14 protein-coding genes and 2 tRNA genes are annotated in these 13,883 nt (G+C 69.7%); 10 read left to right on the top strand and 6 right to left on the bottom strand.

Features of this window, described 5'->3' with window-relative positions:
• Positions 1-33: 33 nt before the first annotated feature.
• Positions 34-2,586 (bottom strand): aminopeptidase N, encoded by a 2,553-nt coding sequence (gene pepN, locus Q0D57_RS05125; protein WP_291039299.1) that lies wholly within the window; start codon positions 2,584-2,586, stop codon positions 34-36.
• 58 nt (positions 2,587-2,644) lie between these two features.
• Here pepN and Q0D57_RS05120 point away from each other — a divergent pair, with 58 nt between their 5' ends.
• The 4 genes from Q0D57_RS05120 to Q0D57_RS05105 are packed head-to-tail and all read left to right on the top strand — an operon-like array spanning position 2,645 to position 6,326.
• A complete protein-coding gene (locus tag Q0D57_RS05120; protein WP_291039296.1) occupies positions 2,645-3,256 on the top strand; it encodes a DsbA family protein in 612 nt (203 codons plus the stop codon).
• A 14-nt stretch (positions 3,257-3,270) separates the two neighbouring features.
• Positions 3,271-3,759: a ribose-5-phosphate isomerase gene (locus tag Q0D57_RS05115; RefSeq protein WP_291039294.1), complete on the top strand. Its 489-nt coding sequence runs from the start codon at positions 3,271-3,273 to the stop codon at positions 3,757-3,759.
• A gap of 16 nt (positions 3,760-3,775) precedes the next feature.
• Entirely contained in the window at positions 3,776-4,816 is a 1,041-nt protein-coding gene (locus Q0D57_RS05110; protein WP_291039289.1) for a DNA-formamidopyrimidine glycosylase family protein, read from the top strand.
• Between the two features lies 1 nt (position 4,817).
• A complete protein-coding gene (locus Q0D57_RS05105) occupies positions 4,818-6,326 on the top strand; it encodes an amidohydrolase family protein (protein WP_291039269.1) in 1,509 nt (502 codons plus the stop codon).
• A gap of 95 nt (positions 6,327-6,421) precedes the next feature.
• Here Q0D57_RS05105 and Q0D57_RS05100 read toward each other — a convergent pair whose 3' ends face one another.
• The 4 genes from Q0D57_RS05100 to Q0D57_RS05085 form a co-directional block, all read right to left on the bottom strand.
• Positions 6,422-6,907 carry a DNA starvation/stationary phase protection protein gene (locus Q0D57_RS05100; protein WP_259524783.1) on the bottom strand — a complete coding sequence of 162 codons (486 nt, stop codon included), beginning with the start codon at positions 6,905-6,907 and terminating at the stop codon, positions 6,422-6,424.
• Between the two features lie 85 nt (positions 6,908-6,992).
• Positions 6,993-7,457, bottom strand: a complete 465-nt coding sequence (locus Q0D57_RS05095) for a hypothetical protein (protein ID WP_291039260.1) — start codon at positions 7,455-7,457, stop codon at positions 6,993-6,995.
• A gap of 31 nt (positions 7,458-7,488) precedes the next feature.
• Positions 7,489-8,307: a nitroreductase family protein gene (locus Q0D57_RS05090; RefSeq protein WP_291039257.1), complete on the bottom strand. Its 819-nt coding sequence runs from the start codon at positions 8,305-8,307 to the stop codon at positions 7,489-7,491.
• Between the two features lies 1 nt (position 8,308).
• On the bottom strand, positions 8,309-8,704 hold the full coding sequence (locus Q0D57_RS05085; RefSeq protein ID WP_291039254.1) for a hypothetical protein: 396 nt from the start codon (positions 8,702-8,704) through the stop codon (positions 8,309-8,311).
• Between the two features lie 59 nt (positions 8,705-8,763).
• On the opposite strand from Q0D57_RS05085, the gene Q0D57_RS05080 reads away from it, so the two are divergent.
• A complete protein-coding gene (locus Q0D57_RS05080) occupies positions 8,764-9,837 on the top strand; it encodes a DUF4190 domain-containing protein (RefSeq protein WP_291039251.1) in 1,074 nt (357 codons plus the stop codon).
• 13 nt (positions 9,838-9,850) lie between these two features.
• Here the strand turns inward: Q0D57_RS05080 and Q0D57_RS05075 are convergent.
• A tRNA-Gly gene (locus Q0D57_RS05075) sits at positions 9,851-9,924 on the bottom strand.
• A gap of 104 nt (positions 9,925-10,028) precedes the next feature.
• Here Q0D57_RS05075 and Q0D57_RS05070 point away from each other — a divergent pair.
• The 5 genes from Q0D57_RS05070 (at position 10,029) to Q0D57_RS05050 (ending at position 13,876) form a co-directional block, all read left to right on the top strand.
• Positions 10,029-10,103, top strand: a tRNA-Pro gene (locus Q0D57_RS05070).
• A gap of 40 nt (positions 10,104-10,143) precedes the next feature.
• Positions 10,144-11,508, top strand: coding sequence for a trigger factor (tig, locus tag Q0D57_RS05065; protein WP_291039247.1), 1,365 nt, complete (start codon positions 10,144-10,146; stop codon positions 11,506-11,508).
• Between the two features lie 97 nt (positions 11,509-11,605).
• Positions 11,606-12,475 (top strand): CPBP family intramembrane glutamic endopeptidase, encoded by an 870-nt coding sequence (locus Q0D57_RS05060; protein ID WP_291039226.1) that lies wholly within the window; start codon positions 11,606-11,608, stop codon positions 12,473-12,475.
• Between the two features lie 105 nt (positions 12,476-12,580).
• On the top strand, positions 12,581-13,174 hold the full coding sequence (locus tag Q0D57_RS05055) for an ATP-dependent Clp protease proteolytic subunit (protein WP_291039222.1): 594 nt from the start codon (positions 12,581-12,583) through the stop codon (positions 13,172-13,174).
• A gap of 36 nt (positions 13,175-13,210) precedes the next feature.
• A complete protein-coding gene (locus Q0D57_RS05050; RefSeq protein WP_291039219.1) occupies positions 13,211-13,876 on the top strand; it encodes an ATP-dependent Clp protease proteolytic subunit in 666 nt (221 codons plus the stop codon).
• Positions 13,877-13,883: the final 7 nt, after the last annotated feature.

Here is a 13,883-nt window from a genome sequence, read left to right as displayed (position 1 = left end):
GCGAAGCACGGCCCCCGCAGCAGCCAGCATCTGTTACTTGCTGCCTGCGTCCTTCTTCTGTGCCGCCAGGGCCCGATCCACACCCGCGAGGTTCTCGATCACGATCCTCCGGAGGGCCGGGGGCTCGGGGTTCGCGTCGAGCCAGGCGGCCGTCGCGTCGCGGAGCGCCTGGTTCGCGAGGGCGCCAGGGTAGAGGCCGTTGATCACGGAGGCGGCGATCGCGTAGCTGCGGGTCTCCCAGAGGGACTGCAGCGAGGCGAAGTAGCGCTCCACGAGCGGCTCGAACAGGGCGGGATCGGTGCCGCGCTGGAAGCCGAGGCCCGTGGCGCGCACGATCGCGTTCGGTGCCGCATCGCTCTCGACGAGTGAGGCGAACGCCGCCGCCTTGCCCTCCGGGGTGGCGATGGCGGCGCGGGCGTGCGCGGCCGACTGCTGGCCCGAGGCCGTGCTGTCGGCGGCGAGCGTCGCGTCGATCTCGGCGTCCCCGGCCTTGCCGCCCGCCACGAGCGAGATGAGCAGCTCCCAGGTGAGGTCGGTGTCGATGTCGAGACCCTCGAGCACGACGGTGCCGTTCAGCAGGTGCGACACGTTCTCGAGCTGCTCCTCGGTGCCCGCGAGGGCGGCGAAGAACTTCACGAACTGGAACTGCGCGTCGCTGCCGGGGGCGGCGTCGAGGGCGAGTCTCCACAGCGCGTCCGCGGCCGTCCGCACGGTCTCGTCGCGCGCATCCGGAGCCACGTACGAGGTGGCGGCGAGCACGAGCTGCCCGAGCACGGTGCGGATCGTGGTCGACTCGGTCTCGCTCGCGATGTTGCCGAGAACGAGCCGCACGAAGTCGCGGGCCGGTGTCTCGGCGTCGCGCGTCGCATCCCACGCCGAACCCCACACGAGAGAGCGGGCGAGGGGGCTCTCGATGCCGGCGAGGCGCTCGATCGCCACGTCGAGCGAGTACGCGTCGAGGCGGATCTTGGCGTAGGCGAGGTCGTCGTCGTTCAGCAGCACGAGCGCCGGGCGGGCGCGGCCCACGAGGGCGGGCACCGGGGTGGAGGTGCCGTCGACGTCGAGCTCGACGCGGTAGGTGCGCACGAGCGAGTCGCCCTCGAGGTCGTAGAAGCCGATCGCCAGGCGGTGCGGGCGGATCGTCGGGTAGTCGAGCGGAGCCTCCTGCAGCACCTCGAACGAGGTGATGACGTCGTTCTCGTCGAACTCGATGGCCGGCCGCAGGGTGTTGACGCCCGCGGTCTCGAGCCAGAGCTGCGACCACTCGGTGAGGTCGCGGCCGCTCGTGGTCTCGAGCTCGGTGAGCAGGTCGACGAGCTCGGTGTTGGCGAACTGGTGCTTGTTCACGTAGGCCGCGACGCCCTTCATGAACTCCTCCTGGCCCACCCACGCCACGAGCTGCTTGAGCACCGAGGCGCCCTTGGCGTAGGTGATGCCGTCGAAGTTCACCTGCACGTCTTCGAGGTCGTTGATCTGCGCCACGATCGGGTGGGTCGAGGGCAGCTGGTCCTGGCGGTAGGCCCAGCTCTTCTCCATGGCGGCGAAGGTGGTCCAGGCCTCCTTCCACTCCGTGGCCTCGGCGGCGGCGAGGGTCGACATGTACTCGGCGAACGACTCGTTCAGCCACAGGTCGTTCCACCAGCGCATGGTCACCAGGTCGCCGAACCACATGTGGGCGAGCTCGTGCAGGATCGTGATGACCCGGCGCTCGCGCACCGCCTCGGTGACCTTGGAGCGGAACACGTAGGTCTCGGTGAAGGTCACCGCTCCCGCGTTCTCCATCGCGCCCGCGTTGAACTCGGGCACGAAGAGCTGGTCGTACTTCTCGAACGGGTAGGGGAAGTCGTACTGCTTCTCGTAGAACTCGAAGCCCTCGCGGGTCTTCTCGAAGATGTAGTCGGCGTCCATGTACTGCGAGAGCGAGGCGCGGCTGAAGACGCCGAGCGGGATCTCGCGGCCGTCGGCGCTCGTGAGGCTCGAGCGCTCCACGATGTAGGGGCCGGCCACGAGAGCGGTGATGTAGCTCGAGATGCGCGGGGTGGGGGCGAAGGTCCAGGTGGCCGACTCGCCCTCGACCGCGGTGATGGGCTCGGGGGTGGGGGAGTTCGACACGACCTCCCAGTAGTCGGGGGCCGTGACCGTGAAGGCGAACGTGGCCTTGAGGTCGGGCTGCTCGAACACCGCGAACATACGGCGCGAGTCCGGCACCTCGAACTGGCTGTAGAGGTAGACCTCGTCGTCGACGGGGTCGACGAAGCGGTGCAGGCCCTCTCCGGTGTTGGTGTAGATCATGTCGGCGTCGACCACGAGCTCGTTCTCGGCCGCGAGGGAGGGCAGCTGGATGCGCACACCGTCGCTCACCTCCGCGGGGTCGAGCGACTCGCCGTTCAGCGTCACCGCGTGCACCGTGCGGGTGATGGCGTCGACGAAGGTCGAGGCTCCCGGGGTGGCGGTGAAGCGGATCGTGGTGGTGCTGCGGAACGTCTCGGGACCCGTCGTGAGGTCGAGGGCCACGTCGTAGCTCGTGGTGGCCACGATCGAGGCGCGTTCGCGGGCTTCTGCGCGGGTGAGGTTTTCTCCAGGCACTGAATGCTCTCCTTCTTCGATTGCCCGATCAGCCTAGTTCGGGTGCGAGGATGGCCGTATGACTTCTGAGAAGACGCTGGTGGATTTCTGGTTCGACCCCTCGTGCCCCTGGGCCTGGATGACCTCGCGCTGGGTCGACGAGGTCGCCGCGCACCGCGACCTCGAGGTGACGTGGCACATCATGTCGCTCGCCGTGCTCAACGAGGACAACCACGACCTCCCCGAGGAGTACAAGGCCTTCTTCCCGCGCGCCCTCCGCTACACGCGGCTCGTGGCCGCGGCCCAGGAGCGCCATGGCAAGGAGGTCGTGAAGCCCCTCTACGACGCGCTCGGCACGCGCATCCACCCGGGCGGCAGCCTCGACCCCGACGAGGTCATCCCCGCGGCGCTCGCCGAGGTGGGCCTGCCCGCCGACCTCGCCGCCTTCTCGCTCTCGGACGAGTACGACGACGCCATGCGCGCCTCCCACTTCGACGGCATCGGCCGTGTGGGTCAGGACGTCGGCACCCCCGTCATCGCCGTCAACGGCACGGCCTTCTTCGGCCCGGTCATCAGCCCGGCCCCCACGGGCGAGATCGCCCTCACCCTCTGGGACGGCATCGTGGCGGCGGCCTCCTACGACGGCTTCTTCGAACTGAAGCGGTCGCGCACGCGCGAGCCGCAGTTCTAAATAAACTCATTCCCATGCGCATCCACATCGGCACCGATCACGCCGGGCTCGAGTTCAGTCGGCACATCCAGGATCACCTGACGGCGAAGGGGCACGAGGTCGTCGACCACGGCCCCGAGAGCTATGACCCCGTCGACGACTACCCCTCGTTCTGCATCAACGCCGCGCACGCGGTGGTTCAGGACCAGCAGGCCGGGGTGGAGTCGCTCGGCGTGGTGTTCGGCGGCTCCGGCAACGGCGAGCAGATCTCGGCGAACAAGGTGAAGGGCGTGCGCGCGGCGCTCGCCTGGAACGAGGCCACCGCGAAGCTCGCCCGCGAGCACAACGACGCGAACGTCATCTCGATCGGCGCCCGCCAGCACACCCTCGAGGAGGCCACGGCCCTCATCGACTGGTTCATCGAGGAGCCCTTCTCGTTCGAGGAGCGGCACGTGCGCCGGATCGCCCAGATGGCCGAGTACGAGACCACCGGCACCATCGCCGACCGCGTCGTCGACGCCTAGCCGGCGCGGCCGTTCCATGCCCGAGGGTCATTCCGTCCATCGCATCGCGCGCCAGTTCGCCCGCAACTTCGTGGGGCGACGGATCGCGGTGAGCTCGCCGCAGGCCCGCTTCGTCGACGGCGCGGCGATGCTCGACGGCAAGACGATGACGGCGTCGCGCGCCGTGGGCAAGCAGATGTTCCTCGAGTTCGACGGCGTGCTGTGGCTCCGCGTGCACCTCGGCATCTACGGCGCGTGGGACTTCGCGGGCGAGATCACCACCGACGCCACCATCCGCTCGGCGGGCGGCCGGATGGGCCAGACGAACCAGCGCGGCACCGACGAGCCGGCCGGTCTCGGCGAGCAGGCGGAGGGGGCCCTCGCCGACATCGCACCCGGAGCCATGGGCGTCGACGATGCCGACGGTGAGGACTCCGTGCGCTCCATCGGCGCCCCGCGGCTCGCCCGCGTGCGGATGGCCGAGCAGGAGAAGGAGGGCGAGCTCGAGACGTTCCCGCCCGAGCCCGTCGGCGCCGTGCGCGTGCGCCTGCTCACCGAGACCGCCGTCGCCGACCTCCGCGGCCCCACCGCCTGCCAGGTGCTCGAACCGGCCGAGGTCGACGCCGTGATCGCGAAGCTCGGCCCCGATCCGCTGCTCGACGACTCCGCCGAGGCCGAGCAGCGCTTCGTCGACGTCGTGCGCCGGAAGCCCACCCCCATCGGTCTGCTGCTCATGGACCAGTCGGTCGTGAGCGGCATCGGCAACGTCTACCGGGCCGAGATGCTCTTCCGCGCGAGGCTCAACCCGCACACCCCCGGCAAGCTCGTGCCCGAGGAGACGGCGCGGGCGCTCTGGCGCGACTGGGCCTACCTGCTCGACCTCGGGGTGCGCACCGGGCAGATGATGACGATGGACGACCTCGATCCGGATGCCTACGCCAAGGCGATGGCCAAGCGCGAGGACCGGCACTGGGTCTACAAGCGCGAGGGCCTGCCCTGCCGGCTCTGCGGCACCCACATCGTGCTCGAGGAGTTCGGTGCCCGCAAGCTCTACTGGTGCCCGAAGGACCAGGCCTGACGTGACGGGCTCCCTGCTTCTCCTGGGTGCCCGCCTGCCCGGATCCGGCGCCCCGGTCGACGTGCGGATCGACGACGGCGTCGTGACCGGGATCGGCCCGGCCGGGGTGGTGGAGACGAGCTCGGCCACCGAGCGCATCCGCCTCGACGGCCGGTGGCTCGTACCCGGCCTCTGGGACAACCACGTGCACTTCACCCAGTGGGCGTCGTCGGCCCGGCGGCTCGATGTCTCGACCGCGCGCTCGGCCGCGGAGACGGTGGCGCTGGTGGCGGCCGCAACGGCCGCAACGACGGCGTCGGCCGAGTCAGCAGCACGAGAGAGGCAGGCCGGCTCTCCCGCCCTCCTCGTGGGCATCGGCTTCCGCGACGGCCTCTGGAGCGACGCCCCCACGGCCGCCGCCCTCGACGCCGTCACGGGCGACCGCCCGGTGGTGCTCATCAGCGCCGACCTGCACTGCTGCTGGCTCAACACGGCCGCGCTCGCCTCGTTCGGCGTCACGGGGCATCCGGATGGCGTGCTGCGCGAGGAGGACGCCTTCGCGGTGCACCGCGCCCTCGACGACGTGCCCACCACCACGAGCGACGCCTGGGCCCAGGATGCGGCCCGCGCCGCCGCCGCGCGCGGTGTCGTGGGCGTCGTCGACCTCGAGATGGCCTGGAACCACGAGGTCTGGCAGCGGCGTTCCGCCGCCGGCCACGACCTCCTGCGGGTGGAGTTCGGCGTCTACCCGCAGCACCTCGAGCGCGCGATCGCCGAGGGCCTGCAGACGGGCGACGCGGTGACCGATCTCGTGACGGTGGGCCCGTTCAAGGTCATCACCGACGGATCGCTCAACACCCGCACCGCCTTCTGCTTCGACGAGTACCCGGGGCTCGAGGGCCTCCCGGCGTCCCGCGGCGTCCTCACCGTCGAGCCCCACGAGCTCGAACCCCTGCTCGCCCGTGCGAGCGCCGCCGGGTTCACGGTGGCCGTGCACGCGATCGGCGACCACGCCAACCGCCTCGCGCTCGACGCCTTCGCGGCCACGGGCAGCACGGGATCGATCGAGCACGCGCAGCTGCTCGCGCCCGAGGAGTTCCCGCGCTTCGCCGCGCTCGGCGCGGTCGCGAGCGTGCAGCCCGAGCACGCGCTCGACGACCGCGACGTGGCCGACCGCTTCTGGGCGGGTCGCACCGGGCGGGCCTTCGCCCTCGGTGCCCTGCTCGAGGCGGGGGCGCAGCTCGCGCTCGGCTCGGACGCCCCCGTGGCGCCGCTCGACCCCTGGGTCACGATCGCCGCCGCCGTGGGTCGAGAGCGCGACGGCCGGGCTCCCTGGCACCCCGAGCAGCGCATCCCGGTGTCAGCGGCCCTCGCAGCGTCGGCACGGGGACGCGAGGGCGTCGCGGTGGGCGACGTGGCCGACCTCGTGGCGGTCGACCGCGATCCGCTCGCCGCCTCGCCCGCGGAGCTCCGCTCGATGCCGGTCGCGCTGACGCTCCTCGCCGGCCGCCCCACGCACACGAGCCTCTGACCCCGACCGGCCCCGAACGACGCCGCGCGGCCGCGAACGCCGAACGGCGGGTGCGCCCCGAAGGGTGCACCCGCCGTTCGCGAGGGGAAGAGGCTCTACTCGGAGATGTGAGCGAAGAGGAACCAGCGGTCCTTGTCGAGGCCGCGGGCGATCTCGATCGCCACGTCCTGGCTGGAGGCGTCGATCTCGGCGAGCTCCTTGACGGCCTTGTTGACCACGGCGAGCGCCACGTCGATCTGACCGATGATGGTCGCGATCGTCGCATCCGACTTCTGGAAGCCGGCGGGCATCGGGGCGGTGCCGGTCTTGGCGGCGACCGTCTGGATGCGGGCGTCGATCGGCAGTCCCAGGGCGACGACGCGCTCGGCGGCGGTGTCGGCGTAGTCCTGGGCGTGCTCGACCACGGTGTCGAGGAGCTCGTGGACACCGATGAAGTTCGATCCGCGCACGTGCCAGTGCGCCTGCTTGCCGTTGACCGCGAGGGCCTGCAGCTCGATGACCACGGGGCTCAGGAACTGGGCTGCCGCGGCGGCCACATCGGGGCTCGTGGTGCTGGTGGGGGTGGTGATGACTTCAGTCATGGTCGGTGTCCTTTCGTCCCTACTGACAGCAACGCTACTCAGCTGGAAATCTTCCGCAAGCAAGCTGAGGCTGGGCTAACCGCCGCTACTTGGCGGGGAAAGGGGCCCGGAAGTAGGCGTTCGAGTTGGGCAGGAACATCGTGATGAGGGCCACCACGAGCACGAGCGCGTGGGCGATCGCGACGGCCGGGTTGGCCTGGAACTCGAGGATGATGCCGAAGAGTCCGAGCACACCGAGGATCGTGAGGGTGTTGCGGGCCCAGACGCGGCCCCGCAGCATGAGCACGGTGGCCACGATCCGGAACACGGCCACGAGGATGAGCACGACGCCGATCACGGTCATGATGGCGAGCGTCGCCTCGGCGGCAGCGCCGTCGGCACCGGCCACGGCCAGCACGAGGCCGGCGGCGGCGATCACGAGCACACCGTTCACGATGCCGAGGATGGCCTCTGCGAGCCACAGGGCGAACGAGAGCTTGAGCTCCCACGGCGCGGCCTGCAGTGCGGTTTCTCCGGTGAATTCCGGGCCGGAGAGTTCTGAACGAGACATGCGTCGGCGCCTTTCGTCGAGCGGGTGTGATTCAGAGACTAGGGGATCCGGGTGCCTCGTCCTCGTCCCAGCCGGTCTCCGGAGTGGCGCAGGTGTTGCGGAAGACGTACTGCGACGGCAGCTTGCGTTCGTGGCTCGACCAGTCGATCGCGGGCCGCTTCGCGTCGTGCGGGAGGTAGCCGAGGCGGTAGACGGCCATCAGCTCGAGGTCGTCGGGCACGCCGAGCAGCTCCTCGATCTGCGCCCAGCGGCCCGGCACCTCCATGGGGAAGGACACGAACTGGATGCCCATGCCGAGCTCCACCGTGGTCAGCCAGATGTTCTCCATCGCGGCGCCCATGCTGAAGACGGAGTAGAAGGAACTCAGTTCGCCGGGCCGGTACTCCGAGCGGTCGAGCATGACGCCGATCAGGAGCGGTGACCCCGCCACGAGTGCACGGTTCTCCTCGCCGAGGGTCTGCGGCACGCGGAAGGTGTTCATGAGCTTCTGCCCGCGGGGCGTGAAGACCTGCTTGGTGAAGGGCCTGAGCGCCGCCGGGAGCTTGTCGAAGAGCATGCCGCTGCGCTTCTGCCGCATCTCGTCGGCGCTGAACCGGAAGTAGGGCTTGTAGCGCTCGAAGAAGGTGCCGTTCGACATCGCCTCCGTCATGCTCTCGCCGCTGATGCCGGCGATCCGCTCGATCACGGCGCGGTCGTCCACGAGCACGAACCGCCACGGCTGGCTGTTCAGCTGCGAGGGTGCTCGCCCGGCCACCTCCATGAGGAGGCGCTGGTGCTCCCGGCTCACCGCGTCCGGGCGGAAGGGCCCGTTGGTGGTCTTCCGTCGTCGCACGACGTCGAGGAACTCCATGTCACTTCCCTCCAGGGCGGCGGCGAGCGGATGCGGGGCGCGCCGAGAGCAGGAGCCCGGCGACGAAGAAGGGTGCGGCCGTGAGCGCGAGCTTCACGTGCCCGCTCGAGCGGGCGCTGATGCGGGGGATGAGCGCCAAGGGCACCGCGGCCGGTGCCAGGGCGAGGGCGGCGAGCGCGGTGCGCGGATGCGGCGCCCTGCCTCGCCTGCCCGGGCCGCTCGGCACGAACGGCGTCAGAGCAGCGGATGCGGCGAGCACGCAGGTGGCGATGTAGACGGCGTGGTGCAGCCACCGGAATCCGCTCGTGTCGACCAGGCGGAGGGCCACGGATGCGCCCAGCGCGCAGTTCGCCGTATAGCTCGCGGCGGCTGCGACGAAGAGCGGCTGCGGTCCCATGCGGCCAGACTACGCGGGCCGGTGCCCGGGCCGCACCGGGCCGTGACACACTGAATCCGATGACGAACGCGCCACCGCCCTCCGACCTCCCGCCGGTCCCGGAGCTCCCGTCGGGATACTCGACCGGAGCGGTCGAGGCGGCCCCGGCGTCGCCGGCCGGTGCTCCCGCGGTTGCGGCGCCGAAGAACCCCGCACTGCCCCCGCTGCCGCGCGGGGTCGACCCGGATGCGCCGCCGGCGAGCCCGCTGGAGGGCGTCCCACCTGTAGGCACGGGGTGGCCTGTGCCCAGCCTTCCTCCGGTGAATGCTCCGACAACCGCCGCTGCACGGCCCGCCCCTGCACAGACTCCGTACGTCAAGACGGTCCGCAGCCGCCACGAGCCCCGCCGTGGTTCCTCCCGCCCGCCGGAGCCTGCTCGCGGCAGCCGGGTGAGCCCACTGGTCGTCGCCGCCGTCGTGGTGGGGATCGTCGCCCTGGCCCTCGCGTTCGTCCCGATCGTCAACTACGGGGCCTGGCTGCTCGCGGTCGCGGGAGTCGTGCTCGGTGCGGTCGCCCTCATCCGTCGGCGTCGGCCCCGGACGCTCGCTCTCGCGGGCACCGTCATCTCCGGCCTCGCGTTCGTGCTCTCGATCGTGCTCGCCCTCGTCTACACGGCGGGCCTCCTCTCATCCGTCGGTGGCGGCGGAGTCGCGCCTGCTCCCGCGCCCACGGACCAGGCTCCGGATGCGACGGCCGTCGAGTCGGTCCCCGCGACCTTCGGCCAGACCGTCACCTACGACGACGGCATGCAGATCGCCGTGAGCGAGCCGCTGCCGTTCACCCCCTCGGCCGACGCCGCCGGGCTCGAGGGCGACCTCGCCCTCTCGTTCACGGTCACGATCTACAACGGCACCGAGGCCGACTACGAGCTCTTCCCGTTCACGCTCGTGACAGCCGACGGCCAGCCGGGCAGCGTGGTCGTCGACGAGGCCAACTCGATGCCCGGTGTCCCGCCGGTCGCCACGATCGCCGCGGGCCAGACGGTCACCTCGATCGAGGGCTACTCGTTCCCGGCCGCCGCCGACGCCTCCGCCGCGGTCGTCTACCAGGTGGCTCCCGGGCCGGAGTACCTGCCCTCGCGCTTCACGCAGTAGAGCGTCGTCTGTCTGGAGGGGATGACGGGAATCGAACCCGCGTGATCAGTTTGGAAGACTGAGGCTCTACCATTGAGCTACATCCCCGGGCACGGCGTGAGCCGGGCACTCGCAACATCGTAGTACAGCTTCGAAGGCGCTGTGTGACCAGTGTCGGGCGTGCGGTAGAGTTGCCGAGGCCATTTCGCCACCGGGGCGTAGCTCAGCTTGGCTAGAGCGCCCGCTTTGGGAGCGGGAGGTCGCAGGTTCGAATCCTGTCGCCCCGACACGACACCGAACCACAGAAACCATCAGGAGAGACCCAACGTGAAGACCTCGGTCGAAAAGCTCAGCCCCACCCGCGTGAAGATCCAGATCTTCGTCACCCCCGATGAGCTGAAGCCCAGCATCGATCACGCCTACAGCCACATCGCTGAGCAGATCAACATCCCCGGCTTCCGCAAGGGCAAGGTTCCGCCGCCCATCATCAACCAGCGCGTCGGCAAGGAAGCCGTGCTCGAGCACGCCGTCAACGACGGCCTCGACCGCTTCTACCGCGAGGCCGTGACCGAGAACGAGCTGCGCCCGCTCGGCCGCCCGCAGGCCGACATCGTCGAGTGGCCCAAGGCCGCCGACTTCTCCGGTGACCTCGAACTCGCCATCGAGGTCGACGTGCGCCCCGAGATCGAGCTGCCCGACTACGAGGGCTTCGAGGTGGCCGTGGAGCCCGCCGTCGTCGCCGACAGCGACGTCGACGACGAGCTCGAGCGCCTGCGCAGCCGCTTCGGCACCCTCGTCACGGTCGAGCGCCCCGCCAAGAAGGGCGACTTCGCCCAGCTCGACCTCGTGGCCACGGTCGACGACGTCGAGGTCGACACCGCCTCCGGCATCTCCTACGAGATCGGCTCGGGAGAGCTGCTCGAGGGCATCGACGAGGCCCTCGACACCCTCACCGCCGGTGAGACCACTACGTTCGAGGCCCCGCTGCTCGGCGGCGAGTACGCCGGACGCGACGCCCTCGTGACCGTCACCCTCAACGCCGTCAAGGAGCGCGAGCTCCCCGAGGCCGACGACGACTTCGCCCAGATCGCGAGCGAGTTCGACACGCTCGACGAGCTGAAGAAGTCGCTCAAGGAGCAGGTCGAGAAGCAGAAGGCGTTCGGCCAGGCCTCCGAGGCCCGCACCAAGATCGTGGAGTCGCTCCTCGAGAAGGTGGAGATCCCGGTTCCGCCCGCGCTCATCGAAGACGAGGTGCACCGCCACCTCGAGGGCGAGAACCGCCTCGAGGACGACGAGCACCGCGCCGAGGTCACCGAGTCGTCGACGAACACCTTCAAGACCCAGATCCTGCTCGACGCGGTCGTCGACAAGGAGCAGGTCAAGGTCTCGCAGGACGAGCTGACCCAGTACCTCGTGCAGTCCGCCGCCCAGTACGGCATGGAGCCCAACGAGTTCGTCAAGATCCTCTCCGAGTCCAACCAGATCCCGGCGATGGTGGCCGAGGTGGCCCGCAACAAGGCCCTCGCCATCGTGCTGTCGAAGGCCAAGGTCGTCGACACCGACGGCAAGGCCGTCGACATCTCCGAGTTCACGACCCTCGCGGCCGACGACGAAGAGGGCGACAACCTCCTCGACGCCGCCGACGAGCCGGCCGGTCACGACCACGACGACCACGAGGGCCACTCGCACTAGTCGCGACACCCCGTTCCGAAAGGGCCTGCATCCAGCGGATGCGGGCCCTTTCGCGTGAGGGCGTGCGGGATGCTCCCGACACCGTCACACTGGGGGCATGGCCGCGCCGACGAAAGACGCCCCCGCCCATCCCCACGCGCTCGACGACGGTGATCGCCGCTGGGCGAACTGGGGGCTCGTGCCGGCCTTCCTCGTGTGCGCGGCGGCGTTCTTCATCTTCGCGCTGCTGACACCGATCCCGGGCTACACGATGCTCGTGCTGGGTGTCGGCCTCGCCTTCCTGCTCGAGCGGCGCGGGCTCACCACGGCCGGGCTCGGCCGCGACCTCTTCCTGGTGGCGCTCGGCCAGAGCATCGTGAGCACCATCTCGGTCAAGGCTGACATCGGCTGGGGCAACATGGTGCTGATGGGCTCGGTGCTCGCGGTCGCGGTGGCCGCGCCCTACCTCATCTCGCGCTTCGTCTTCAAGGACCACGCCATCCGCTTCCCGTGGCGTGGAGGCGGCCGGTGGGGCCGGTTCCACTGGGGCTACATCGCCCTCGTGATCGGTCTGGGCTGGTTCATCCTGCCGTTCTACTTCATCACCTCGGGCGTCTACCTCAACTGGCCCACCGTGGCCGAGCCCTCGGAGCTCGCCCGGCTCTTCGTGGGCGTGAACGCCGTGGGCACCTGGGACGAGCTCTTCTTCATCTGCACGATCTTCGCCCTGCTGCGCCGCCACTTCCCGTTCTGGGCCGCGAACCTGCTGCAGACCATCGTGTTCGTCTCGTTCCTCTGGGAGCTCGGCTACCAGGCCTGGGGCCCCCTCCTCACCATCCCGTTCGCCCTGCTGCAGGGCTTCATCTTCGTGCGCACGAGGTCGCTCGCCTACGTGGTCACGGTGCACCTGCTGTTCGACGCGGTGGTCTTCCTCGTCATCGCGCGGGCCCACAATCCGAGCTGGCCGCCGTTCTTCCTGGTCGGCTGAGAGGCGGCCGATCCGGCGCCGGACTCTGCCGACGGCGAACACGGGCGCCGAGGCGGGACGGCTCCAGTAGATTCAAACCACTGCAAGCGAATTGGAGCGACACACATGGCCGAACAGGCTCTCCCATCCAGCGTCTTCGACCGACTGCTGAAGGACCGCATCATCTGGCTCGGATCCGAGGTGCGTGACGACAACGCCAACGAGATCTGCGCCAAGATCCTGCTCCTGGCGGCCGAGGACCCCGAGCGCGACATCTACCTCTACATCAACTCGCCCGGCGGCTCGATCACGGCCGGCATGGCGATCTACGACACGATGAAGTTCGTGCCGAACGACATCGTGACCGTGGGCATCGGGATGGCGGCCTCCATGGGCCAGTTCCTCCTCACGAGCGGCACCAAGGGCAAGCGCTACATCACGCCCAACGCCCGCGTGCTCCTGCACCAGCCGCACGGCGGCTTCGGCGGCACCGCGAGCGACATCCAGACCCAGGCCCAGCTCATCCTGAGCATGAAGAACACCCTCGCCCAGATCACCGCAGACCAGACGGGCAAGACCGTCGAGCAGGTCAACGAAGACGGCGACCGCGACCGCTGGTTCAGCGCGCAGGAGGCCCTCGAGTACGGCTTCGTCGACCACGTGCGCGAGTTCGCCACCGACGTCGTCGGCGGCGGCGGCACCATCGAAGCAGACAACTAGCACCGGATCTTTCGAGAGAACAGGTAAAGAGAACTCATGGAAACCCCCACTTTCGGTGCGAGCGCCTACGGCAACGGCACCATGCCGACCGACCGCTACATCCTGCCGAGCTTCGAGGAGCGCACGGCCTACGGCTTCAAGCGCCAGGACCCGTACGCGAAGCTGTTCGAGGATCGCATCATCTTCCTCGGCGTGCAGATCGACGACGCGTCGGCCGATGACGTGATGGCCCAGCTGCTCGTGCTCGAGTCGCAGGATCCCGACCGCGACATCGAGATGTACATCAACTCGCCCGGTGGCTCCTTCACCGCGATGACCGCGATCTACGACACGATGCAGTACGTGCGCCCGCAGATCCAGACCGTGTGCCTCGGCCAGGCGGCCTCCGCCGCCGCCGTGCTGCTCGCGGCCGGCAGCCCCGGCAAGCGTCTCGCCCTCCCGAACGCCCGCATCCTCATCCACCAGCCGGCCACCGGCCAGGGCGGCGGCCAGGCGTCGGACATCGAGATCCAGGCGCGCGAGATCCTGCGCATGCGCTCGTGGCTCGAGACCACCCTCTCGCACCACTCCAAGCGCAGCCCCGAAGAGGTCAACAAGGACATCGACCGCGACAAGATCCTGTCGGCGAACGAGGCCCTCGAGTACGGCCTCATCGACCAGGTGCTCTCGTCGCGCAAGAACGTGCCGGCACTGGTCGGCTGACCCGCCG

Origin of the sequence: Herbiconiux sp. (genome assembly GCF_023264895.1) — a bacterium.
Classification (GTDB): Bacteria; Actinomycetota; Actinomycetes; order Actinomycetales; family Microbacteriaceae; genus Herbiconiux.
This window is presented reverse-complemented; position numbering and strand designations above follow the sequence as displayed.

Excerpts from the sequence above, each read along its gene's own strand:
- Q0D57_RS05120 (WP_291039296.1), top strand. The coding sequence starts at position 2,645 with ATGACTTCTGAGAAGACGCTGGTGGATTTCTGGTTCGACCCCTCGTGC.
- Q0D57_RS05115 (WP_291039294.1), top strand. The coding sequence starts at position 3,271 with ATGCGCATCCACATCGGCACCGATCACGCCGGGCTCGAGTTCAGTCGG.
- Q0D57_RS05110 (WP_291039289.1), top strand. The coding sequence starts at position 3,776 with ATGCCCGAGGGTCATTCCGTCCATCGCATCGCGCGCCAGTTCGCCCGC.
- Q0D57_RS05100 (WP_259524783.1), bottom strand. The coding sequence starts at position 6,907 with ATGACTGAAGTCATCACCACCCCCACCAGCACCACGAGCCCCGATGTG.
- Q0D57_RS05095 (WP_291039260.1), bottom strand. The coding sequence starts at position 7,457 with ATGTCTCGTTCAGAACTCTCCGGCCCGGAATTCACCGGAGAAACCGCA.
- Q0D57_RS05090 (WP_291039257.1), bottom strand. The coding sequence starts at position 8,307 with ATGGAGTTCCTCGACGTCGTGCGACGACGGAAGACCACCAACGGGCCC.
- Q0D57_RS05085 (WP_291039254.1), bottom strand. The coding sequence starts at position 8,704 with ATGGGACCGCAGCCGCTCTTCGTCGCAGCCGCCGCGAGCTATACGGCG.
- Q0D57_RS05080 (WP_291039251.1), top strand. The coding sequence starts at position 8,764 with ATGACGAACGCGCCACCGCCCTCCGACCTCCCGCCGGTCCCGGAGCTC.
- Q0D57_RS05060 (WP_291039226.1), top strand. The coding sequence starts at position 11,606 with ATGGCCGCGCCGACGAAAGACGCCCCCGCCCATCCCCACGCGCTCGAC.
- Q0D57_RS05055 (WP_291039222.1), top strand. The coding sequence starts at position 12,581 with ATGGCCGAACAGGCTCTCCCATCCAGCGTCTTCGACCGACTGCTGAAG.
- Q0D57_RS05050 (WP_291039219.1), top strand. The coding sequence starts at position 13,211 with ATGGAAACCCCCACTTTCGGTGCGAGCGCCTACGGCAACGGCACCATG.